Source organism: Paenibacillus nasutitermitis (assembly GCF_014641075.1).
Classification (GTDB): Bacteria; Bacillota; Bacilli; order Paenibacillales; family Paenibacillaceae; genus Paenibacillus_Z; species Paenibacillus_Z nasutitermitis.
The window spans coordinates 146,623-169,631 of record NZ_BMHP01000002.1; the positions used below are offsets into that span (position 1 = coordinate 146,623).

General features: G+C 51.4%; 21 protein-coding genes. 2 read left to right on the forward strand and 19 right to left on the reverse strand.

The annotated features are described in order from the left end of the window. Positions 1-6: 6 nt before the first annotated feature. From IEY46_RS10750 to metH, 12 genes are all read right to left on the reverse strand, one after another. Entirely contained in the window at positions 7-1,620 is a 1,614-nt protein-coding gene (locus tag IEY46_RS10750; RefSeq protein ID WP_188992029.1) for a serine/threonine protein kinase, read from the reverse strand. A 184-nt stretch (positions 1,621-1,804) separates the two neighbouring features. Further along, on the reverse strand, positions 1,805-2,827 hold the full coding sequence (locus IEY46_RS10755; RefSeq protein ID WP_229750226.1) for an SAM-dependent methyltransferase: 1,023 nt from the start codon (positions 2,825-2,827) through the stop codon (positions 1,805-1,807). Further along, positions 2,824-3,612, reverse strand: a complete 789-nt coding sequence (locus IEY46_RS10760; RefSeq protein WP_188992030.1) for an ABC transporter ATP-binding protein — start codon at positions 3,610-3,612, stop codon at positions 2,824-2,826. Before IEY46_RS10760 ends, IEY46_RS10755 begins: the two co-directional genes overlap by 4 nt. Before the next feature lie 20 nt (positions 3,613-3,632). Beyond that, positions 3,633-3,938, reverse strand: coding sequence for a cyclic-phosphate processing receiver domain-containing protein (locus IEY46_RS10765; RefSeq protein ID WP_188992031.1), 306 nt, complete (start codon positions 3,936-3,938; stop codon positions 3,633-3,635). Next, positions 3,935-4,753, reverse strand: coding sequence for a deoxyribonuclease IV (locus IEY46_RS10770; RefSeq protein ID WP_308422789.1), 819 nt, complete (start codon positions 4,751-4,753; stop codon positions 3,935-3,937). The genes IEY46_RS10765 and IEY46_RS10770 overlap by 4 nt, the downstream gene beginning before the upstream one ends. Positions 4,754-4,775: 22 nt before the next feature. Then, positions 4,776-5,591: an Fpg/Nei family DNA glycosylase gene (locus IEY46_RS10775; protein WP_188992032.1), complete on the reverse strand. Its 816-nt coding sequence runs from the start codon at positions 5,589-5,591 to the stop codon at positions 4,776-4,778. Positions 5,592-5,626: 35 nt separating this feature from the next. Continuing rightward, complete coding sequence (locus IEY46_RS10780; RefSeq protein WP_188992033.1) at positions 5,627-6,436, reverse strand: TIGR01457 family HAD-type hydrolase; 810 nt, start codon at positions 6,434-6,436, stop codon at positions 5,627-5,629. Then, the gene (locus IEY46_RS10785) at positions 6,437-7,528 is read right to left on the reverse strand and encodes a Gfo/Idh/MocA family protein (protein WP_188992034.1); all 1,092 of its coding nucleotides are present in this window, start codon (positions 7,526-7,528) and stop codon (positions 6,437-6,439) included. After that, positions 7,525-9,009 (reverse strand): ribonuclease H-like domain-containing protein, encoded by a 1,485-nt coding sequence (locus IEY46_RS10790; protein ID WP_188992035.1) that lies wholly within the window; start codon positions 9,007-9,009, stop codon positions 7,525-7,527. Before IEY46_RS10790 ends, IEY46_RS10785 begins: the two co-directional genes overlap by 4 nt. Next, positions 9,006-11,291, reverse strand: coding sequence for a DEAD/DEAH box helicase (locus IEY46_RS10795; protein WP_188992036.1), 2,286 nt, complete (start codon positions 11,289-11,291; stop codon positions 9,006-9,008). Before IEY46_RS10795 ends, IEY46_RS10790 begins: the two co-directional genes overlap by 4 nt. 330 nt (positions 11,292-11,621) lie before the next feature. Continuing rightward, positions 11,622-12,569 (reverse strand): ribonuclease Z, encoded by a 948-nt coding sequence (rnz, locus tag IEY46_RS10800; protein ID WP_188992037.1) that lies wholly within the window; start codon positions 12,567-12,569, stop codon positions 11,622-11,624. A gap of 110 nt (positions 12,570-12,679) precedes the next feature. Beyond that, the gene (metH, locus tag IEY46_RS10805) at positions 12,680-16,120 is read right to left on the reverse strand and encodes a methionine synthase (RefSeq protein WP_188992038.1); all 3,441 of its coding nucleotides are present in this window, start codon (positions 16,118-16,120) and stop codon (positions 12,680-12,682) included. 182 nt (positions 16,121-16,302) lie between these two features. Between metH and mtnD the strand changes: the two genes are divergently transcribed. Next, a complete protein-coding gene (gene mtnD / locus IEY46_RS10810) occupies positions 16,303-16,845 on the forward strand; it encodes an acireductone dioxygenase (RefSeq protein WP_188992039.1) in 543 nt (180 codons plus the stop codon). Between the two features lie 99 nt (positions 16,846-16,944). On the opposite strand, the gene IEY46_RS10815 is transcribed toward mtnD, so the two are convergent. The 5 genes from IEY46_RS10815 to IEY46_RS10835 form a co-directional block, all read right to left on the reverse strand. Beyond that, a complete protein-coding gene (locus IEY46_RS10815) occupies positions 16,945-17,730 on the reverse strand; it encodes an HAD family hydrolase (RefSeq protein ID WP_188992040.1) in 786 nt (261 codons plus the stop codon). A gap of 24 nt (positions 17,731-17,754) precedes the next feature. Then, entirely contained in the window at positions 17,755-18,273 is a 519-nt protein-coding gene (locus IEY46_RS10820; protein ID WP_188992041.1) for a hypothetical protein, read from the reverse strand. Positions 18,274-18,450: 177 nt separating this feature from the next. Next, positions 18,451-19,437 (reverse strand): aldo/keto reductase, encoded by a 987-nt coding sequence (locus IEY46_RS10825; protein ID WP_188992042.1) that lies wholly within the window; start codon positions 19,435-19,437, stop codon positions 18,451-18,453. 37 nt (positions 19,438-19,474) lie between these two features. Further along, positions 19,475-19,675, reverse strand: coding sequence for a DUF896 domain-containing protein (locus IEY46_RS10830; RefSeq protein WP_188992043.1), 201 nt, complete (start codon positions 19,673-19,675; stop codon positions 19,475-19,477). Positions 19,676-19,792: 117 nt separating this feature from the next. Next, the gene (locus IEY46_RS10835; protein WP_229750227.1) at positions 19,793-20,179 is read right to left on the reverse strand and encodes a LysM peptidoglycan-binding domain-containing protein; all 387 of its coding nucleotides are present in this window, start codon (positions 20,177-20,179) and stop codon (positions 19,793-19,795) included. Between the two features lie 189 nt (positions 20,180-20,368). On the opposite strand from IEY46_RS10835, the gene lexA reads away from it, so the two are divergent. Beyond that, positions 20,369-20,989 carry a transcriptional repressor LexA gene (gene lexA / locus IEY46_RS10840; RefSeq protein ID WP_188992045.1) on the forward strand — a complete coding sequence of 207 codons (621 nt, stop codon included), beginning with the start codon at positions 20,369-20,371 and terminating at the stop codon, positions 20,987-20,989. A gap of 115 nt (positions 20,990-21,104) precedes the next feature. On the opposite strand, the gene IEY46_RS10845 is transcribed toward lexA, so the two are convergent. Then, complete coding sequence (locus IEY46_RS10845; RefSeq protein WP_188992046.1) at positions 21,105-21,476, reverse strand: hypothetical protein; 372 nt, start codon at positions 21,474-21,476, stop codon at positions 21,105-21,107. Positions 21,477-21,679: 203 nt separating this feature from the next. Continuing rightward, positions 21,680-23,008, reverse strand: coding sequence for a type I glutamate--ammonia ligase (gene glnA / locus IEY46_RS10850; RefSeq protein WP_188992047.1), 1,329 nt, complete (start codon positions 23,006-23,008; stop codon positions 21,680-21,682). Between the last annotated feature and the right edge of the window lies 1 nt (position 23,009).

Consider the following 23,009-nt stretch of genomic DNA (forward strand, 5'->3'; position numbering starts at 1 on the left):
ACAACTTCATGCAAAAAGGTTGCTTATCAAGGGCTGAAAAACCTTCTCAAGCGCTTTCATCCAGTCTTTCCGAGAAGTGGCCCACTGTCCGCTCCAGATCATCTCCGCCCATGCTTCTGCCGGAAGCAGCGGAATCGAAAAAGCGGGTTTGCGCGGAATCATGGACAACCATTCTGTCCGGTAGCGGAATTTCATATCCTTATTGGCGACCCAACTGGTAGCAAGACCCCGTTTGTCCCGTTCAAAGCATAGAGCTTGCGCAGCTTTGATACGCGAGGGCGTCCATTTGGCAGGAAGCGGATCGACAACAAACAGCAGAATATCGGCGCTCAGCAGCTGCTCCTGAGCTTCCCGCTCCGTCCATTGGCTTGAGAGGTCGGTTATGACCACAGGCTGTTTCATCGATTCCAGCATCATTTTGTATTTCAATCCATGATCCGCGCTTTCCCCGGGAATATCGGGCAGCAGCGAGTGCCATACAATATGCGGGTCGTTCTTTGTCCTTGTCCTTCTATATCGGGAATCCTGCGGTTTGTCCATCACCATGGGGGATGCAGCAGAATCCTCCAGATTTAATAAAGCATGCCATTCCGGCGCTAGCAGCGGATGCTCCACTGCTGAACAATCCATACCGCGCCCCTGGATCAGCCGAGCCAATGTTACCGCCAGGAATGTTGCTCCGCTCCCTGGTGCGAGGGAAGCAACCATTATATGTTTTGCAGCTTCTCCAGCATTATACCTGCTCGTTTGACGGATTCCCCCTTTTATAGAAGTAGCCTGTCCATTCGCAATATGTTCTGCATCTATTAAATGGGTCAGACAAGACTCAAGCGCTACTCTCACCTCCCCTATCGAGGAATAACGGCAATTGGGCCGGGGATCGGTCATTTTCCCGATCACGCCTCTGACCGATGGGGTGATGTGCATACTGGCTCCACTTGCTGTCAGTCCGCCTTCATGAAGCTTGGAGCCACCGGTAAGCAGATAGAACAGCAGCGCTCCAAGACCGAATACATCCGTTCTTGCATCGCTTTGCAGATCACCCTCCTGCTCAGGAGCTGCAAAGCCCGGAGTCCCCAATTTTATCGTGTCCTGATTCTGCCCGTGTTTATATCGTCTGGCGATGCCAAAATCGATCAGGCGCACAAATCCGCTTTGATCCATCATGACATTCGTCGGTTTCAGATCACGGTGAATAATTGGCGGATTTTGCATATGCAGGTAGTGAAGCGCATCGCATAGCTGAATGCAAGCATTCAGCGCCTCCGATTCCGGCATGATTCCGGCCCTGCTGAGCGTTAATCTGCACTGCAGCGTGTGCCCGTCAATATAATCCATGACCAAAATTTCCTTCCCCTCGCGATCAGGTGGAAAATAATCGACGATTAGCGGAAGATGCGGATGATTCAGACGCATGAGGAGGGCTGCTTCCTCCACGCTGTATAACCCTTCGGCTGATGGAGGCTTATTCACCTTGAGTGCGCGCAATTTCCCCTGAAGCCTCAGATCCTCTGCAGCGTATACTTCCCCCATTCCGCCTTGCCCGATCAAACCTGCAATCCGGTAACGGTCGCCGACCAGATCGCCGATTCCATACCCGCTGTCCCCGCTTGAACTCATCCCTGTTCCTCCCTGAACGAAAAAAAGCATCCTGAAAGCACAGGCTTTGTCGCCTGTACGATCAGGATGCTTTCCCGAATTTATGAAGCTGAATAGCAATGGCTGTTTTTTAGAAATAAAAGGAAAGTATAAATCTTCTCTAAAAGTCTAAGTGAAGAAGCTTGCGTCGCAGTAAAGGACGGCGTTAGCCGTTTCGTTTAATCAAGTATAACGTAATCTCATCGCGATTGTGAAACAATTGTTTGGCTTTTTTCAGCTCAAATGAGGTTTCCAGCTTGGAAATGACATCACGGATGATCTGCAGCGGTTTCTTATGCATCAGTTTCAAGGTAATAATAGCGGTCGCCCCGGATGCGAGGGCTTCGAGCTGCTCGAGCACCAGCTTCACCATTTGCATGGGACTCCAGCTCATATCGCACACAAGCAGATCGAAGATTTCCGGCTGGAATTTCACATCGGAAGCATTTTTCTTCAAATATGTCAGCCGGTGATAGCTCGCCAGCGAAGGATGCAGTTCCGCAGGATCGACGGCGGTCACTTGCAGTCCGCGCTCCAGCAGCAATTGGGTCCAGCCTCCGGGAGCCGCGCCGATATCCAGCGCTTCGTCAAATTCGGCAAAATCCAGCCTGAAGGTCCGTTCCGCTTCCAGCAGCTTGAACTTGGCCCGGGATATCTGCCCTTCCTCCCGTTGAAAGCGTACAGCGCCGCCTGGCCAGTCCGACAACTGTTCGTGCGGCGTGCCCCACCCGACATAAAATTGTTCCGTTCCCGCGTAGATGGAGAGAATCAGATCGGGCGATTGCATAGCGGGCTCGGCGCCAAGCTCTGTCAGAACCGCATCCAGAACTGCTTTCGTATCCGCAGCCGAGTAAATAAAGGGGGTACGCTCCGCACGCCGCAGATGGACGGCTGCAGTACGGCCTTCACAGCGGATACGGGCATGGCGTACAAGGTCGGATAAGGCTTCTAAATCATCAGCATTCCCATATATTGGAAGTAAACGGTCGATCGGCTGGATATGGCGCAGAAATATCGGTTCCTTAGCTTCCAAGACTGCCAATACCTCTTCACGGCTTTGCGGCAGCTCCATCCGGAATATCTCCCCAGCTGCCAGCTGCGTAAATTTAATGCCGTCAAATAATCGTCGCAGCTCTTCCATTGCATAACTGGCGAACCCATGATTGGCTGTACCTATCCACTGCGTCAACGCGCCACTCCTCCCGATTTTGCTACAGCACGGATCCAGGGTCTGCCGTCAACCCACTCCACTTCCACCGGCCAATCATAAGCCTGGCTGAGTGCTTCGGCGCTCAAAACCTCTTCTTTTGGTCCTGCTGCCGTTATCCTGCCCTCATGAAGCAGCGCGACATGGGTGAATAACGGAATAATTTCCTCCAGATGATGCGTTACATAGACGACCATCAACCCGCGATCCGTCAACCGCCCCAGATCAACCAGCAGCTTTTCGCGTTCATGCAGATCAAGGCCTGCGCAAGGCTCGTCCATAATGAGAAGCTTAGGGTTGGACATAAGGGATCGGGCGAGCAGGATTTTTTTTCTTTCACCCTGCGACAACGTCCCAAGCGATTGATTGACCATATGCCCTAAGCCGACTTCCTCTACCAGCCGGATCGCCTTCAAGCGCACATTCTCATCAATAGCCTGATAGAAACGCAAAAAAGCATATTCCCCTGTTGCGACAATTTCCCATACCGGGTCGCTGAGAGAAAGCTTCTCAATAACGGATTGGCTGATATAGCCGATTTCCTTGCGCACCTCGCGCACGTCGCATGCGCCAAAGCGGTAACCCAGCACATCAACAGTCCCGGTGGAAGGGAACATGTAACCGGTCATCATCTCCAGCAGTGTGGTTTTGCCTGAGCCATTGCGTCCCAGAATAACCCAGTGCTGTCCTTTTTCCATATGTAAATCAACACCGCTTAGAATATCCCGCTCTTCACGGCGTAATGAGATAGATTGCATATGAATCATATTTAGTATCCCCCTTTTTGTTACACCAGCATAGGTCCATTATGAATAACGATATGAGACGGAGCATGCTGAAGCAGCAGATTCATCATCTGCGCCCGGCCTGCTGGACTGGATGTATGAAAATAAATCGTGTTCGGATAATGTCCGGTTTCGACAATGTATCTGGCAACCTCAAGACCTGTCGGCTGTCCCCAGCCCAGATCGTAGTCCAGAGACAGAATGTTCACATCTTCCCGCTCCAGAAGCTGCTTGCATTCTTCTGCATTTTTGGCTAGCCTGAAGCCTTCCGGACAGGCTCTGTAGTCATCAAGATATACGTTGATCATCCGATTCCTCCATACTCGAAGATAAGCTTGAGCTGGTCTTTATGCGAGCCGTCTACACCTGTCGGCGTCTCCAAAATAAACGGAATATCTGACAGTGCCGGATAGTTGATCAGCCACCTGAAACCTTCTTCCTTTATATGTCCTTCTCCCAGGACAGCATGGCGGTCACGTTTTTCACCTGAGGGGTAGACAGAATCATTCAAATGTATGGCCGCAAGATGCGGAAGAACGCCCAGCTGTTCCGCCTTCTCCATCCAGGGAGCATCCGGGCTTCCATCCCAAACACCACTGGCGAATAAGTGGCAGGTATCCAGACAAAATCCGATTTTTTCCGGGTCGGTACATAAGTTTCTCACCTGGGCAAGCTCTTCCATCGTGGTTCCCATAAAGGAATGGTCCCCAGCCTGATTCTCGATGAGCAGCTTCGCTTTGCCCTTCCAGTTTGCCGTTACGGCGCTCAGCGTATGTACGGCATTCCGGTAACCCTCCAACGGATCCTTGCCTTTATAAATGCCAAAATGCACGACCACGCCGAGCGAGCCGCACGCTTCCGCGATGTCGAGATCATTCAGCAGAGACACAATGGTACGCTTGCGCTGATCTTCACTTTCCGCCGCCACATTGGTCGGATAGGGAGTGTGTCCAATGGAAACGATTCCTCGCTCCTGGCAGAAATTCGCGCACCTGGCCCCATCTCCCGCATCAAACTTTTTGACGCTCAGGCTTCTCGGATTTTTTGGGAAATATTGAAATGCGTTGGCGCCTAATGCTGCAGCCCGTTTAGCCGCTTCCAGGTAACCGCCTCTTGTCGACACATGACAGCCCGCCCGCATCGATTTACCGATCCTTCTGGCAGGATGGGCAGTAGAACATTTTGCGGGAATTGATTTCTCCCTGCTCCACGGTCCCGCCGCATCTAATACACGGTTCACCGCCGCGATCATAGACCAGGCAATGGTCGTTATAGCCGCCGGTCAGCGTATCATCAGCCGTCATAGGCATCTCCATATACCCGCCTAGGGATGCCGCATTCAACAGTACCTTATGCATGGAATGGTAAAGCTTCTCCCATGTTTCCGGCTCGAGATCGGAAATCCGGGCATCCGGACGAACGCCGGCATCGAACACGATTTCATCGGCATAACAGTTCCCGATTCCCGATACCACCTGCTGATTCACAAGCGCCGTCTTCAGCGAACCCCGTTTTCCGGCAAACCGCTTTCGGAACTGCTCCAGCGTTAATCGTTTATCGAGGGGATCCGGTCCAAGCTTTTCCAGATGCGCTTCCACTTCCTTGACCTTATACAGGTGGAGATAGCCCAGGCGCAATCCAATAAAGCTGAGCTCTCCGGACGGAAACTCAAGCGCAACTTGAACGGACCTGTCGGGACGCTCTCCCGGAGGACCAAAATGGATCAGGCCGCCCAGCATCAGATGAAGGAGCAGCCGTTTACCGTCATCCAGGTGGAACAGCAGCATTTTGCCTCTGCGCTCCACGAACAGAACGGTTTTGCCTATGAGCGACTCATGAAAAGCCTCAGGGCTCACATTAATCGATTTCTCGCGATTGACTTCTACTTTCGTAATTGGCTGGCCCGATATACGCTCGGCCAGCATCTTGCGATAGGTTTCCATTTCCGGCCATTCCGGCATCGTTCTCTTCCTTTCTCGTCTGCGGTACTTACGGTTTACGATTTATTTTCAGTGAAAGCGATCAATTTATGTAAGTCTTCAAGCACAACATCCGCCTCGCACCCTGCCCTTTGCAGAAGATCGGCATAATCGGCTTTGGTGGCAAGGCCGGTAAGGAGCAGAATCGTCGGGCAGCCTGCCGCGTGGCCTGCAGCAATATCCGTTGCCGGGTTATCGCCGATCACCCAGGTCTCTTCCGGAGATAGGCCAAGCTGCTCAAGTGCAACATGCATTAAAACACTCGAAGGCTTGCCGATCAAAACCGGTTCAATGCCTGTCGCGGTCCGAAGCATGGCGGCAATCGTACCCGCGCCTGGGAGCAGTTCTCCATCGGAAGGAAGCAGCACATCCGGATTGGTTAGCACATACTGTGCTCCGCCGCGTATGTGTTTGACCGCTGCCGCAAGGCGCGCATAAGTAAGCTTGCGGTCAATCCCCTGAACAACAAAATCCGGCGCTCCCTCCACTACCTGCAGTCCGGCTTCGGCAACCGACTCGTGCAGCCCCGTTTCCCCGACCACAAAAACTCGCGCTCCCGGCTGCCGTTCCGCAATATATGATGCGGCAGCAATCGCGGATGTGCAAACGTCAGTTGATTCTGCCGGAATTCCCATGCCTCTCAGACGACTGGCGACGGCTTCCGGAGCTGTGGTCGAATTATTGGTTACAAACAAATAGGGAATCTGCTTCTCGCGAAGCAAAAGAATAAACGCGTCGGCTCCTTCGATCATTGTCTGACCATTATACAGGGTACCGTCCAGATCGATCAGAATCCCTTTCAAGGCGGCATCTGCAGACGCGGCCATTTACGACCACCCCTTATTCTCGGTCATTACCCTGTCTATCCAGTATTCCGCATTAACACCATCCTCAATCGTCGGAGCAAGTCCCTTCCAATGGTCATCGCCGGCATAGCGCTTGATAAAATGATGGAGCGCTGCAAAATGGGTATCCACAGCGATACCCATCGTTGCCTTCTCATCCGGAAGCAGACTGATGGAATCCGGAGTTGGAAGCGCAGAGCGGGTTCCGCTGAGCAGATGAACAACCGGAACGGAATCGCGTTCCAGATCGCAGGTAATGGAGCCTTTCGTACCGACGATTTGAATATCGTAGGCATCGGACCCCAGAGCGATGCGGGATACTTCTGCTGTCCCGCTCACACCGGAAGCAGTCGAATAATTCATCATCGCCCAATCGTCCACATCCACGTTTACAATTTCACCGGTTACGGGATCGGGGCGCTTCTGCACATAGGTATTGGTCCGGCCGCTGACATCTGTCAGCTTGCCGAACCAGTGGTGAAGCAGGTCAATAACATGAACACCCAGATCGCTGATGGCTCCTCCGCCGGACATGCCGCTTTGCAGCCGCCAGGTGACAGGACGCTCAGGGCTCAGATAACCCGATCGGCGGTAGGATATTTTGCATTGCAGGACATTTCCGATCACGCTTTCCGAAAGCCAGTGCTTGATCCTCATAACTGCCGGGTGGTAACGGAAGGTGAAGGCAAGCTGCTCCTGAATATCCGGTTTGCTTTGAACTTTTGAGAGCAGATCACGGGAACGCTCGTAGGACTCTGTCACCGGTTTCTCGCAATATACCGCTTTGTTGCCTTGAAGAGCTGCCATCACATCGTCATAGTGGTTGGCATTGGGGGTGCAGACATCCACGATATGAACCTGAGCGTCTGCTGCCGCTTCTGCTGCCGATGAGGTCACATGGCGGAATCCGATCGCCTGCGCCTGCGCCAGATGAAGGTCGGGTCTGCGTGTGACCAGCGTATCCAGCACCGGTATAAGCGGCGGGTTTTTGATTATAGGCATCGCACGAAGTGCGGTCATATGCGTTTTAGCAATATTTCCAAAGCCAAGTATGGCAAATCGTATTTCTTTCATCCATAAAGCCTCCCTGTCTTGGTCCTGAGCCGTTCAATCCGTTTGCGGATATTATCGATTTCGGTACGGCGTTTCGTATCCATGCGTATGCCCGTGTAACGCCGCTGAATCAGCGACAACGCTTCTTCAGCAAGCAGGAGCGCTTCGTCAAGCTGTTTGGTCTTGTGTTCAAAATACATCGCCAGCTCGATATGTGCATTCCAGTCCGGCCAATCGGAGCTCCGAGCCCCTTGTACAGCCTTCTGCCACAATAACACAGCACGCGACCAATTTCCACATTTCTTGTCACGCTCTGCCAGCAAACACAGGCATGATGCCGGGCTCAGGGATTCCCGGGCAAGCCTCGCATATAATTCTTCAGCATGCTGCAATGCGCCCATCTTCTCAAGCCACAAGCCGGTCCGAATCAGCTCTTCCGGTTCGGCGGGATGCATCACATAGGTGCCGATTCTTCCTTCAAGCAGATGTCCGAAGCGGATTGCAAGACAGGTAAGCGACAGCATGTCGCTTTCGTTGTGAAGGAATACGCCAAGCAGCGGCTGCGGATCGTCATCGGCCAGATACTGAAAATAGATAGAAGGCGCGAGAGAGCCCGGAACATCGTCCGTGCGCTGGATGCCAAGCCGTTCTTCTTCCACGTGACTGAGCTTGCAGGATATCAGCGTGTTCCGCCATATACTCCGTGACGGATGAAGAAGATCAATATGCACAGGTTCCCATTTGAAACGCCGGTAGCCATTGAGAATAAACCGGTTTTGCAGCACAGGCCAGTCGAAGGTGCGCCCGTTATACGTGACCAGATGCGAGTAGCGGGGCAGTTTCTCCTGTAAATAAGCCAACATCGCCCGCTCCTCGGCCGGATGGCGGATCAGCATCTGTTCGACGATATAGGCCCCTTCCTCCATATAACCAAGTCCCACCATAAAAGGTACATTGCCCGTTCCGACCCCGAGCCCAGTCGTTTCCAGATCAAGAAACAACACGCGGTCCGGATGGACGGTGGGATATGCCAAATCATACAGCGAATCGATGTTTGGTTTCCCCGCTTTTGCTGCGGCCCTGGACTCCCGTTTGGCTTTTTCGGTGCCGGCAAGCCGCTCAAACGCACTCAGTCCGGCCACTGTTTCACTAAGCTCAGACAAATGATGAATGCCATGACGGTGTGTCAAAGGGTAACGGATCCGGCGGATCAGAAAGAACCCTTCCGAGGATTCCTGAATCACAACACCCAAGCCATCCCAATCTGCCGAAAGCGGCTCAATATCGGCAGAATCGGAATCAGCGGTCGATGCCTCCTGCTGCTCCATCTGATCATTATCCGCATTCAAATCCGGCTGGAAGGTCCTGATCAGGCCAATCCCATCGGGGGTTGACGTCTGCTGGTTATCTTCTTCTGACAGGTGGTCTGCTTCCGAACTGGCTGATGATGTCCCGGCAGCACTTCCTCTGAGGCGCAAAATCCGGTCGCGCAGCCCGCTCATGGCCTTACCCCCATTTCTTCTATCAGATCCAGCGCCAGCGATTTGCCCAGCAGACCGACTTCCTCGATCGGACCAACGCATGCGGGGCAGCCGCTGAGACATGTACAGGACCGGATCAGCGTCTTGGCTTGCTGCAGCAGTTCATCATGCACCTCGTACAGACGTTCGCTCAGCCCGATGCCGCCTGGATAGCGGTCATAGAAATAGATGGTGGGCCTCTTCGTATGTACAGCCTTGACCTGCGGAACGACGCGGATATCAAAGGGATCACACATCAGATAGAGCGGCGCCAAATGAACCAGCACGTTGGCAAGCCCCAGCAGCGCCTGCTGCATATCATTGCTGCTCTTGCGCGCTGCCGCCTCCTCGCTGAAAGAAAACCAGTAGCCGCTCGTGTGAAGCTCCTCCTCCGGCAAATGGATCGGGCCGGAGCCGATATTCTCGTGAGTGCGCAGGCGGATTTTTTTGAATATAGTCGCTTTGGCGTTGATTGTCACTTCTCCGTACTGATGGAGAAGCTCGCCGCTCTGGCGCTCCTTGTCAACATGCAGCACCTTTAGCTCCACGGCAAGATTGGCATCCGTATAATAATCGACGTCTATTTCCCGTACATATGCTTTCTTCTCCGGATAATCCAGCTTCTCGACCTGATATTGGACCCCTTCATGAATATAGATGGCTTCCTCATGAATGAGGGTGGGCGCACTGAACCGGTCAACCTCGCCCAATACGCGGCTGCCGCTCGTCATATCGACAATAATGAAATTCTCCTGTGCTGCGGAACGCAGTGAAATGCCATGCGCAGGGAAGGATTGCTCCATCCAGTACCAACGGTCCTTGACCCGGTGCAGCACCTTTTCTTCCGCCAGAAACTCGAGCATATGCTCCAGCGGCTCTTCCCCGAATTTTTCTCCTGCTTCAAAAGGCAGCTCATACGCCGCACATTTGACATGATCGATCAGAATCAGCAAATTATCCGGATGAATAAGCGCCCGCTCCGGTGGACGGTTGAAGAAGAAATCGGGATTCTGAATCATATATTGGTCAAGCGGATTGCTGCTGGCCACCAGAAATGTGACCGATGTTCCCTGCCGCCTGCCGGCCCGTCCGGATTGCTGCCAGGTGCTGGCGATTGTTCCGGGATAGCCGTTCATCACGCAGGCCTGAAGCTGTCCGATATCAATGCCCAGCTCCAGCGCGTTGGTGCTGACAACCCCGCGGATTTCTCCGCTGCGCAGCCCCTGCTCGATCTCCCTTCTAAGCTTGGGCAGATAACCGCCGCGGTAACCCCGGATGGTCTTGGTTCCCAATTCATCCTTCACAAGCTCCTGCAAATAAGTCAGCAGCAGTTCAACTCTTACCCGGCTGCGGGCAAACACGATGGTCTGGACGCCCTGGCGAAGCAGGGACGCCGCCAGCTTGCGCGACTCCAGCACACTGCTGCGGCGGATGCCCAGCTGTTTGTTGACAACGGGCGGGTTATAGCAAATAAAGTGCTTCTCACCCATTGGCGCACCGTTGTTATTGACCAGTCTCACCCGCTCGCCGATCAGCCGTTCCGCATGCTCACCCGGATTATCTATCGTGGCGGAAGCACAAATAAACTGTGGATTGGAGCCGTAAAACCGGCAGATCCGCTTCAATCGTCGGATGACATTGGCCACATGGCTCCCGAACACCCCTCGATACGAATGAAGCTCATCGATAACGATATATTTTACATTCTCAAACAACTTCACCCATTTGGTGTGATGCGGCAGAATCGCGGAATGAAGCATATCCGGATTTGTAACGACGATATGGCCGGCATTACGGATAACCTGACGCACGGTAGGCGGTGTATCGCCGTCATAGGTGTGCGTCTTTAAATCGACATCCATCGCCGCTGCCAGCTCCTGAAGCTCCGCTACCTGATCCTGTGCCAGTGCCTTCGTGGGAAATAAATACAGCGCCCTGCCGCTGTCGTTCTCCAGCAGAGACTGCACCACCGGCAGATTATAACACAATGTTTTGCCGGAGGCGGTAGGCGTTACCGTTACGACGTTCAAGCCACTGCGTACTGCCCGGTAAGCCTCTGACTGATGAACAAACAGCTGGCTGATTCCCCGTCCGGCCAGCGCCTCTGCCAGCTTGGGATGAATATCCGCCGGCATGTCCGTCGACCGCGCTTCCTTGGGCGGAATCGTATGCCAATGTGTCACATTATCCATGATTTCCGGCTGCTGCGCGAGCAGCTGCAGCCACTCATCCAAGCTTGATGCCTTACCCGTCCACCGGTTCATGTGCCATTCTCCCCTTTATATACCTATTGGATAGAGCCGGTATCGAGTCGGTACACTACCCAAATCGAAGCTGACTCCTGAAATTTAAAATAAGTCCGTTGCTGAAAACCATCCATTAGCGTTAGAAAGGGAGTTAAGTGTGTTGCGAATTCCCCTTACTACATATTGTACAGAATGCATGTTCGGTCCGCAATCGAAAATGACAAAGAACCGCCTTCAACCCGAATTGAGTTAGTAAGACGGCTCCATTAATATGCTTGTTTGTATCGTTCACATTGAACAAATCCTTATGCACAAGGGTACACTTCGCACTACACCTTAACACTTCACTCAAACAGATGAAGCATTACTCCCCATCCGCGGCACATGAATCTCCAGATAATCACGAGCGGCTACCGTATCGGGAAAAATCGTTTGCGCATCGGCAGTTAGCTTTTCTACGGCTTCATCGTCAAAGCGCGAGCTGAAATGGGTCAGCAGCAGCTGCCTCACGCCTGCTTTTGCCGCGATTTCCGCCGCCTGCAGTACAGTGGAATGGCCGTATGCCTCCGCTTTCTCCTCCATGCCTGCTCCAAATGTGGCTTCATGCACGAGCAGGTCGGCTCCCTGAGCCAGGATGACGGCGTTCCCGCAAGGTTTGGTATCGCCTAAAATAGTCACAATTCTGCCGGGAACGCTCGGGCCAACCACATCCGAAGAGCGGATGATCACGCCCCCTGCGAGCTTCACATCCTCGCCTCTTTTCAGTCTGCCATACAAAGGTCCTGGCGGAACTTTCAGCTCGGCAAGTTTTGTCAGGTCAAGATGTCCCGGCTGCGGAAGTTCCGTAATCCGGTAGCCATAAGATGGCATCCTGTGCTCCAGCGGGGCGGCTTCTACAATAAAGCCGTCATCTTGCGCAATTATTCCCGTTGAATCAATCTCAATGAAGTCCAGCTCATATTCCAAATGCACCCCGCTGTGCTCGAAGACGCCTTCCAGATACGCGCGTATCCCGATTGGACCATAAATTTGCAGGGGGCCCGCCCCGTCGAAATATGAACGGCTTGTCAAAAGTCCGGGCAATCCATAAATATGATCGCCATGGAGGTGGGTGATCAGGATGCGTTCCAACCGGTTAAGCTTCAGCTTGCTTGATAGCAAACGATGCTGCGTTCCCTCGCCACAATCGATCAGCCAAAATCCATTCGCGGGATCAGGCAGCTTAAGTGCAATCGATGTCACGTTGCGCGCTTTGGTCGGCCTTCCTGCACTTGTTCCCAGAAATATAATCCGCATAGCTGCTCTCCTCCTTAAGTCCTCTCTAATAACAATACCCTTAGCAGGGCGGGTATAATACCGAGCTGCCAAGGGTATTTCATGAGAAACAAGGCCAACCATCGGATTCCTTACAGTTTTTCCACGTTAAAATATTGCGCTTCGGGGTGTGCGAATACCATGGCGGAAACGGAAGCCTCCGGCTCCATCATGAATCCTTCTGTCAGTTCTACGCCGATATCCTCGGGTTTCATCAGGTCGAACAGAGGCGCCTGATCCTCCAGATTCGGACAAGCCGGGTATCCGAATGACACGCGGATGCCTTGGTAACGCGCCCCATGCCGCTGCTTCATTGTGAAATCATGCGGGTCCGGGAAGCCCCATGTGTCGCGTATCATATGGTGGACACGTTCAGCAAGCCCTTCCGCGATCTCAAGAGCCACGGATTGATAAGCGTGGGAACGCAGATAATCGCCATTGTCCTTCAACTGTCCCGCTAGCTCCCTGACCCCTTCGCCAGCCGTAACTACGAGGAAGCCCACATAATCCATAATGCCGCTATCCACCGATTTCAGGAAATCCGCCAGACACAGGAAAGGCGCAACCTGCTGCCGAGGAAAAGAGAAACGTTTGATTTCACGGCCGGGCTCATCGGGGCTATAAATAATAATTTCATTACCCGACGACTGGGCCGGAAAGAAACGGTACATGCCATGTGCGTGAAGCGTTCCTTTTGCTGAGGCTTCCATAAATATGGAGTCGACCGTTTCTTTTAATTGTACGGCTTTGTGGTTCTTTTCCGCAAGCAGCTGTTCCACATTGCCCTTCAAACCCAAGTGATGGCCAAGGAGCATCTGCATGTTCACATACGGAACAATCTGGGGAATCGGTACATTACGCAGCACGTGTCGGTCCAGATCAGGCGGAATATAGACCGGCTTGTCCGTCGATACATTTGACCGGGTTGCCCGCGTCAATTCAGGCAGCGGCTTCTTCACTTCCTCCTCGACACTTCCGGCGGCTTTGAAGGCGGCCAGATCATCTTCATAAGCTTGTCTTAATTCCGGGTTCATCAGTCTGTTCGCGATATCCAATCCGTCCATGGCGTCCTTGGCATAGAGCACAAGGCCGTCATATTCGGGGCTGATCCGCGTTTTGGTGAACTTACGGGTCAACGCCGCACCGCCAACAAGAATAGGAGCATCGATACCGGCACTGCGCATATCCTGCGCGGTGATAACCATCTGCTGCGCCGATTTAACCAGCAGGCCGGATAATCCGATCGCGTCCGCTTTTTCAGCACGGTACGCTTCGATCAATTTTTCAGGCGGCACTTTGATGCCCAGGTTGATAATTTTGTAGCCATTGTTGGACAAGATGATCTCTACCAGATTTTTTCCGATATCGTGAACATCGCCTTTAACCGTGGCGAGAATGATTTTGCCTTTCACGGCTGTTTCATTCTTCTCCATATGCGGCTCCAGATGGGCTACGGACGCTTTCATCACTTCGGCGCTCTGAAGCACCTCGGCCACGATGAGCTCATTGTTATTGAACAGACGTCCGACTTCTTCCATCCCTTTCATCAGAGGCCCGTTAATGACTTCAAGCGGTGAATATTTCTTCAGCGCTTCATCGAGATCCGGCAAGAGCCCTTCCTTGGTTCCTTCCACAACATAAGAACCCAGGCGCTCCTCAAGGGGCAGATTAGACAATTTTTCTTTCTTCTCTACTTTCTTGTCGCGGAAAGCGGCAACGAATTCGGCCAACGTTTCATCATTGGTATTGTAAATCAACGCTTCGGCCAGCTTTCGTTCTTCTTCCGGAATGGACGCATAACGCTCCAGCTTCTCCGTGTTGACAATGGCATAATCCAGCCCGGCTTTGGTAGAATGGTACAGATAAACTGAATTGAGCACTTCGCGTCCCGCATCGGGAAGACCAAAGGAGATATTGCTAAGTCCCAATATCGTCTTGGCTTTGGGGAACTTCTCCTTAATCATCTTGATTCCTTCCAGCGTTTCCACCGCAGAGCCGATATATTGCGGATCACCGGAGCCGACCGGGAACATATTCGGATCAAAAATAATATCCTCCGGATCCATGCCGTATTTATTGACAAGCAGATCGTAAGAACGTGAGGCTACTTCCATCTTCGCTTCCCGTGACACGGCTTGTCCGCGCTCATCAATTAGAATACAGACCACTGCCGCGCCATAACGGTGGATAAGAGGCAGGATTTTTTCGAATTTCGTTTCTCCATCTTCCAGGTTGATGGAGTTAATAATCGCTTTACCTTGGGAATACTTAAGCCCCAGCTCAATGATATGATCATAGGTGGAATCCAGCATGAGCGGGACTTTAACCTTCTTGACGACCTCCGGCAGGAACCTATTGACCGCGTAGGACTCATCGATGTCTGTGTCCTGGAGATTGATGTCAATCACATGAGCCCCGCCCTTCACTTGCGCCCGGGCCACCTCTGAGGCTTCCTCAAACTTGTCTTCCTTGATCAGCCGCTTGAATTTGCGCGAGCCGGATATGTTGGTTCGTTCGCCGATCATGATCGGGCGGTTGTCTTCTTCAATAAACACCGTCTCAATGCCTGACAATGCGGCAGGATGATCTCCCGTCTGCAGGCGCGGCTGATACTGGGCCAGCGTCTCGGCCATTGCTTTGATATGCGCCGGAGTCGTTCCGCAGCAGCCGCCGGCAATATTCAGCCAGCCCTGCTCGGCAAATGCGGCGATCTTACTAGCCAGCGAGTTCGGTGATTCATGATATTGCCCGTTCTCATCCGGCAGTCCTGCATTCGGGTAGCAGCTTACTGCAGAACGGGAAATTTGCGACAGCGAGCGGATATGGTCACGCATAAATTCCGGTCCCGTCGCGCAATTCAGCCCGATCGAGATGGGATTCAGATGCTCCAGCGAGATATAGAAGGATTCAATATTTTGTCCGGCAAGCGTTGTTCCCATCGGCTCAATGGTTCCGGAAATCATAATTGGTAGGGTAATTCCCGTCGTTTCAAACGCTTTGCTGATACCGATCGTGCCGGCTTTGACGTTCAGGGTATCCTGGGAGGTCTCCAGCAGCAGCGTATCCACTCCGCCTTCAATAAGAGCCACTGCCTGCTCGTAGTAGGTCTCGACCAATCCGTCGAACGTTACGCCCCCGGTGACCGAAAGCGTCTTGGTTGTCGGGCCCATGGCTCCAGCTACAAACCGCGGGTGGTCCGGCGTGGAGAACTTGTCGGCTGCCTGACGCGCGATTGCCGCTGCAGCCAAATTGATTTCCCTGGACTTCTCCGGAATATCGTATTCGGCAAGCACTATTCCGGTTGCGCCAAATGTATTGGTCTCCAATATATCGGCACCTGCGGCCAAATAAGCTTCATGTATGGACAGGATTACATCAGGACGCGTAAGAACGAGCATCTCATTGCAGCCGTCCAGCTCCTCGCCTCCGAAATCTTCAGGTCCCAGATCCTCCTGCTGGATCATCGTTCCCATGGCCCCGTCGAGAATGAGAATGCGTTTTTGCAGCATTTGTTGTATAGTTGGTTTTGTCATCGATGAACTTCCCTTCCACAGCTGCGACCCTTCAATTTCAGAAAAGAAGAGGCAGCAAAAAATCATTAACCTTTAGTTTATCAGAATCACAACCCGCTGAAAAGGTGTTGTCGACAGGCATTGCGAATTGTTTTATAATTAATCTTATCGGAATTAACTTCTATAGGAAAGAGGGAATAAAAATGGCTGAAATTCGTATCCGCAATACGGAAGAGCGCATATCGGGCGAAGCAAATGTCCGTGAATTTTTGGAGAAGCAGGAAGTCCTGTACGAACACTGGAATCCGGGCAAATTGCCTGCTGAGCTGCATCAGAAATTCATCCTGAACGATGAAGAGAAACAGCAGATTCTATCCACGTTTGATGAGGAGATCAAGGATTTGGCTGCACGCCGCGGATATCTTACCTGGGATATCATCGCCTTGTCGGATGCTACGCCTAATCTGGATGAGCTGCTGAAGAAATTCGAACAGGTCCACACCCATACAGAGGATGAAGTCCGTGCGATCACCGCCGGCCGCGGGATTTTTATTATCAAAGGCACCGATGATGTCGGCTATTTTGATGTGGAGCTGGAAGCAGGCGATGTCATTTCCGTACCTGAACATAAACCCCATTTCTTCACGCTGATGGACAACCGTCAAATCGTCGCCGTTCGACTGTTCATCGAAACGGAAGGCTGGATCGCCCACCCGTTCGCGGATGCGTCCTTCCAGAAAGCTTAACAGTCCCTTATATGACAAATCGGCATCTAAAAAAACCCGCTCTTCAGTACACATGATAAAATGTGTCCGGTCGAAGCGGGTTTTTATAATTGCGGTATTCTAAGTGAGCAGTGGCAGCAGTTCTTCAAGATGTTTAATTTCGTGGGTTGGAATAATGTCATCGTTTCGTTTCATCGCATGGCGATTGATCCATACCGAGGTCATCCCGATCGTGTTAGCGCCAAGGATATCTGTAGTCAACTTGTCGCCCACCATAATTCCGTCTTCCGGTTCGATTCCAAGCGATTCAAGCGCATGCCTGAAAATCGGTGTGGCAGGTTTACCCTGTCCGAAATTTCCGGAAATAATAATATGATCAAAATAGGGCTCAAGCTCCGGAACGCCGGCCAGCTTCTCCCGCTGCAAATCTGGAGATCCATTGGTCAGCAGCAATAGCTTGTACTGCCCTTTGAGCTTGTCCAGCACGCGGAATGTTTCTTCGTACACCAGAGGGCGTGCACGACGTTCTGCCGGGAACTGCTCGGCAAGCTCGGCACCGAGCTGCTCGTCATCGATTCCAAGCACCTTCAATCCTCGGGTCCATGCTTCACGCCGATAGGCGGGAGCGAGCTGCTGCAGCTTTCTGAACTCCTCCTGCTCGCCTTCAAGAAAGTTCGCCCACAAGCCTTCAAATGGATTAATGCCAATCATTTTGGTAAAAGCAAAGGTGTCGTAGGACTCGTATAACGCGCGCGCTTCGCGGCGGACCGATTCTTCCAGATCCTGCTGATTTACACCGGTTTTGTCCGCAGCCGCCTGGCAGGTCGCGGCAAACGCTTCGCTGACGCTCCGGTCATCCCATAATAGCGTATCATCCAGATCAAATAATATGGCTTTTTTTCCCATGATGAGTATCTACACTCCATTTTTTTATTTTTCTGCAAAAGGGATATCATTGGCAGCCGCAAAGGCGCGAAGCCGCTCCGTCATTTCATCCGTTGGATACCGGTTGAACAGCCGCGTGAATATCCAGTTCCCGCCTTTGGGCTGTTCGATGATGATGGAACCCTTCTGTACGCTGATTCCTTTGATCGAGCTTAGAAAAAGCGTACGGTCTCCGGTAAAACGCCGGGAGCGCACAAAATCCTTCCCTATTGACAAGTAAGGCCGGCGAAGCATAAACAGGAGCGCCAGGAAAACGTAACAAGCGATCGTGATCCAGAACATGCTCCCCGCCTGTTTGTACGCTCCTCCGGTCAGGCTGATTCCTGTGTAACCCGCTGTAAATACAAGCAAAAAAGCCGGCATCAGAATACTGCGGCCTTTATACGTATAGACTGGGTTGCTTGCCGATTTGCTGGCTACCAGAGGCGCCTTGCCCTGTTTTTTACGCTGTTTGTTTAGTTGACTCTGGTTTTTCTGGATCTTGCGTTCCCACGATCTTGACAATTCGGTTCCTCCTAAAAGTTTTGCGTAGCAAAACTTGCATCGTAAGCATTAACTTGGTTTTGCGTAGCAAAACTTGCATCGTAAGCGGTAACTTAGTTTTGCGTAGCAAAACTTGCATCGTAAGCATTAACTTGGTTTTGCGACAGTAAAAAATGCATCGTGAACGATGCAGTTGTATTATAATGGGCGGGCGAATTTGTCTATGAAGCGATTCGGATATTCCGAAGGGAGCGCACTTGCTTCATCCAGCCGGTTCCATATCTCATCCGGCATTTTCCAGCCGACCGAACCCATATTGTCAGCAAACTGATCCAGCGTGCTTGCGCCAAATATCGGGGAAGTAATACCTTTCTTACCCAGCAGCCAGGCAAGCGCAATTTGGGCTGGCGTCTTGTCCAATTCCTGCGCAGCAGCGAGAACGGCATCCAAGATAGCGAAATTGCGATCGGTAGCACGTAGCATCCATGAGCTTTCCCCGACCTTCGCCGTCAAACGCCCGGAAGAAGGTTCTTCTCGGGTATAACGGCCTGTAAGGAATCCGCCGCCGAGCGGTGCCCAAGGAATAATACCTACATTCTCCTCCAGACAAAGCGATATCATTTCCCGATCCATTTCACGGCTTACCAGACTGTATTGCGGTTGAATGGAAATAAATCGTACATACCGGTTTGCATCACTGCAGGCAAGCGACTTCATCAGCTGCCATGCGAAGAAATTGGAGCAGCCAATATAGCGGACTTTGCCCGAAGTGACCAGATCATCGAGAGCCCGAAGGGTCTCATCAATGGGCGTTATATGATCCCATACATGAACCTGATACAAATCGATGTAATCGGTTTTCAGACGGCGGAGACTCTCCTCGATGCTTTGCATGATATGCTTCCGGGAAATACCTGCTCCATTAGCATGGTCAGCAGTTTGCATACGCACTTTCGTTGCAAGGACAACTTCCGGACGGAAATCCTTGATAGCTTCGCCTACGATCTCTTCTGAACGACCGTTTACATATACATTTGCCGTATCGAGAAAATTACCGCCCTGCTCCATGAACTGATGGATCATTCGGATCGAATCGCTTTCGCTGGTTGTATTGCCAAAAGTCATCGTTCCCAGACAAAGCTCTGATACAGCAAGTCCACTGCGTCCAAGCGCTTTGATTTGCAAGGTTCCACCCCTCCCAGGCTATAAAGGATCTTACATACTAATGCTTTTTGCCTTTATTTTCTTCTTCATCTTCTACGAATTTAATGGTTTCGATCTGGTTTTTGAAATTCTGTTTAAAATTCTCCAGGTACTTCTGACGCAAGGCGTCGCGTTCGATCGTTTCTTCCGGTGTCAGACCGACGGTTTTATTTTTGCGCGACAGCTCGTTTATCCGTGCAATAAGCTCTTCCACACCCATTACGCTCCTCTCATGCTGCTGTGAACATTCATTCTTTACTTTGACATTTTTAATCCTCTATTGTCAAGGCGATAGCGCCCGGCCGGCAGGAATGAAAATAAAAAAAAGCGGACTGCATCAGTCCGCTGGTATTATCAGGGTTTGCCCAGCAGTCAACGTGCTGGAAGTCAGGTTGTTTCTTTCTTTCAGATCGTAAATAATCCGGCGGATATCCTGCCCTTCCTGCCTCAGTTCACCCGCAATCCCCCAAAGTGTCTGTCCTGCGCTGATCGTAATGAGTTTCTCACCGACAGCAGGCACAGCCGGATGATCGCTCACTGCATTCCCCTTCATAAGAGAGAATCCGATAAACAAGAGGAAAAAAAACAACATTGCAGCTATCAAACGTACTGTAAGCCTCTTAACTTTTCGTCTGTCGACAGAAGAACGCCGGGAATCATTAGCGGTCTTACGTTTAGAAAAAGTAGAGGAATTAGAGGAATAGGAAGAGATCGTCATTAACATTTAACAGCACCCCAAACGTTTGTTCTGTTTTCGATAGATTCATCCTAACACGAACACTCGTTTGCAGTCAACACATTTTGGAACATTTGTTCCCCTTAAAATACGAACCCATGTTTCTCGAACTTATGTTTGTACGAACTCCGGTTCTGTGTTATAATTTGACACAAATGAACCTTTGGAGTGATTCTGGTGTCGAAACTATCGAACCGCCAACAGGCGATTCTGGAATTCATTAAGACGGAAGTCCGGGAGAAAGGTTATCCCCCATCCGTCCGGGAAATCGGTGAAGCGGTTGGTCTTGCTTCGAGCTCCACCGTCCACGGACATCTGGACCGTTTAGAGAAGAAAGGCCTGATTCGCCGCGATCCAACCAAACCAAGAGCTATCGAAATTTTAGATCAGACCGACAACGAATTCCCTTTCCCTGTTGCAATCACTAAGGTCCCAATCGTCGGTAAAGTTACGGCTGGTGTACCCATAACAGCCACCGAGAATATTGAAGACTATTACCCGCTTCCTTCTAGCAAGGTTGGCGACCACAATGTCTTCATCCTTAACGTTATGGGTGAGAGTATGATCGATGCCGGCATTCATGATGGCGATTACGTTATCGTCCGCCAGCAGCAATCTGCTACAAATGGAGACATCGTTGTCGCGATGACGGAAGATGATGAAGCTACAGTGAAAACATTTTACCGCGAACGCGACCACATTCGCCTGCAGCCGGAGAATCCGACGATGGAGCCAATTCGTCTTCGCAATGTAACTATTTTAGGTAAGGTTATTGGCCTTTTCCGCGACATTCATTAGTAGATTTACATAAGAAGAGACTGGTTAGCCATCATGGCTTGAACCAGTCTCTTCTTTTTGTGGCATAATGCCACATTTAAACCGGCAAGACAGCAAACTTTTTCATTGGAACCCTCTATAACGCCCCGGCATCCTGAACAATTTTTAAGGCTTTTTCATAATCCGCTTCATCAATGACAACTGTCAGCAAAATATCATAACCCGTAACTCTATTTTCAGGGCTTCCTGAGCTGTACCCGCTTGCGCTCACACTTGTTGCTGCCAATATCCCTGCATCCCGATCCTCGAAATCCCCGCCAAGCGTTAGATATCCGAGGCCGGGAAAGTCACCGGTAATGGGATTCTCGATGTGATCGATCCCCTCGCCAGGGTATCCGTCAATTCGATCAACTGCACTATCTGCAACCTTTAACGATTTGATTTGTGACAACGCTTCTTCTGCTTGGTCCGGACTTTTGAAGTAAGCAAGGATGCTTCTTTCCGCCATGTTTATGACTCCTTCTCGTCTGCTCTGGTTCAATTTGGTGAAGCTGCGGCAAACGGCCCAGTTATTAGTCATAACCGGATTGGCGAAATTTTATTACGTAATCCGAACTTCAAGGTCCTTCCACCTATTGTAACCCGGGGTGCTTGGTGATTGACGAAACTAAAAAACCCCTCAACGCCATTGGCGTCAAGGGATTGAATATTCTAGTAAAGCGTCATGTATTGATCGCGTTCCCATTGGTGAACCTGCGTCCTGTACATATCCCACTCGATTTCTTTCAGTTCAAAGAAATGAGACAGGGCGTGATCGCCAAGAGCATCGCAAATGACATCGTCGCGAAGCATTTCATCAAGCGCTTCTTTAAGGTTCTCCGGCAGGCTTGGAATACCTTCATCGATACGCTCTTCCTCGGTCATAATGTAAACATTCCGGTCGGTTGGAGCCGGGAGCGGCAGCTTCTGCTTGATACCATCCAGACCTGCTCTGAGCATGACAGCCAGGGCCAGGTAAGGGTTGGCAGCCGGATCCGGGTTTCTTACTTCGACACGGGTACTGAGTCCACGGGATGCCGGAATACGAATCATCGGGCTGCGATTGCTGGCAGACCAGGCGACATAACACGGAGCCTCATAGCCTGGAACCAAACGCTTGTACGAGTTGACCGTCGGGTTCGTGATGGCGGCGAAGGCACGCGCATGACGAAGGATTCCGGCCATATAATGACGGGCATCCGTGCTTAAGCCCACTTTATCGGACTCATCGTAGAAAGCATTTTCCTTGCCTTTGAACAGCGATTGGTGACAATGCATACCCGAGCCGTTCACGCCGAACAACGGCTTAGGCATAAAGGAGGCATGAAGGCCATGCTGACGGGCAATCGTTTTAACAACCAGCTTAAAGGTTTGGATTTGGTCAGCTGCCTTGATCGCGCTGGCGTATTTGAAATCAATCTCATGCTGCCCAGGGGCAACCTCATGATGAGACGCTTCGATTTCGAAACCCATCTCCTCCAGCGTAAGGACGATTTCGCGCCGGCAATTCTCGCCCAAGTCCATCGGAGCAAGGTCGAAGTAACCGCCCTGGTCGTTCAGTTCTGTAGTGGGGTCGCCTTTCTCGTCGGTCTTGAAAAGGAAAAACTCCGGCTCAGGACCAACATTCATGGCCGAGTACCCTTGCTCTTCCGCCTCTTTCAACGCACGCTTCAGGATACCGCGCGGATCACCGGCAAATGGCGTGCCATCCGGCATATAAATATCGCAAATCAGACGGGCGATGCGGTCTTCCGCTACCCAGGGGAATATGACCCAGGTGTCCAGGTCAGGATATAAATACATATCGGATTCCTCAATGCGGACATAACCTTCTATGGAGGAACCGTCAAACATCATTTTATTATCAAGGGCTTTTTCCAATTGGCTTACCGGAATTTCCACATTCTTGATCGTTCCCAGAAGATCGGTAAATTGAAGTCGGATGAATCGAACATTCTCTTCTTTCGTCGTGCGCAGTATGTCTTCTCTGGTATAACCCACT

Coding starts and splice junctions, on each gene's coding strand:
- IEY46_RS10845 (WP_188992046.1), bottom strand. CDS start 21,476: ATGGCGGAAAGAAGCATCCTTGCTTACTTCAAAAGTCCGGACCAAGCA.
- IEY46_RS10765 (WP_188992031.1), bottom strand. CDS start 3,938: ATGATCAACGTATATCTTGATGACTACAGAGCCTGTCCGGAAGGCTTC.
- mtnD (WP_188992039.1), top strand. CDS start 16,303: ATGGCTGAAATTCGTATCCGCAATACGGAAGAGCGCATATCGGGCGAA.
- IEY46_RS10815 (WP_188992040.1), bottom strand. CDS start 17,730: ATGGGAAAAAAAGCCATATTATTTGATCTGGATGATACGCTATTATGG.
- IEY46_RS10780 (WP_188992033.1), bottom strand. CDS start 6,436: ATGGCCGCGTCTGCAGATGCCGCCTTGAAAGGGATTCTGATCGATCTG.
- IEY46_RS10790 (WP_188992035.1), bottom strand. CDS start 9,009: ATGAGCGGGCTGCGCGACCGGATTTTGCGCCTCAGAGGAAGTGCTGCC.
- IEY46_RS10750 (WP_188992029.1), bottom strand. CDS start 1,620: ATGAGTTCAAGCGGGGACAGCGGGTATGGAATCGGCGATCTGGTCGGC.
- IEY46_RS10760 (WP_188992030.1), bottom strand. CDS start 3,612: ATGATTCATATGCAATCTATCTCATTACGCCGTGAAGAGCGGGATATT.
- IEY46_RS10795 (WP_188992036.1), bottom strand. CDS start 11,291: ATGAACCGGTGGACGGGTAAGGCATCAAGCTTGGATGAGTGGCTGCAG.
- IEY46_RS10830 (WP_188992043.1), bottom strand. CDS start 19,675: ATGGGTGTGGAAGAGCTTATTGCACGGATAAACGAGCTGTCGCGCAAA.
- IEY46_RS10775 (WP_188992032.1), bottom strand. CDS start 5,591: ATGCCGGAATGGCCGGAAATGGAAACCTATCGCAAGATGCTGGCCGAG.
- metH (WP_188992038.1), bottom strand. CDS start 16,120: ATGACAAAACCAACTATACAACAAATGCTGCAAAAACGCATTCTCATT.
- IEY46_RS10835 (WP_229750227.1), bottom strand. CDS start 20,179: ATGTTAATGACGATCTCTTCCTATTCCTCTAATTCCTCTACTTTTTCT.
- IEY46_RS10785 (WP_188992034.1), bottom strand. CDS start 7,528: ATGAAAGAAATACGATTTGCCATACTTGGCTTTGGAAATATTGCTAAA.
- rnz (WP_188992037.1), bottom strand. CDS start 12,569: ATGCGGATTATATTTCTGGGAACAAGTGCAGGAAGGCCGACCAAAGCG.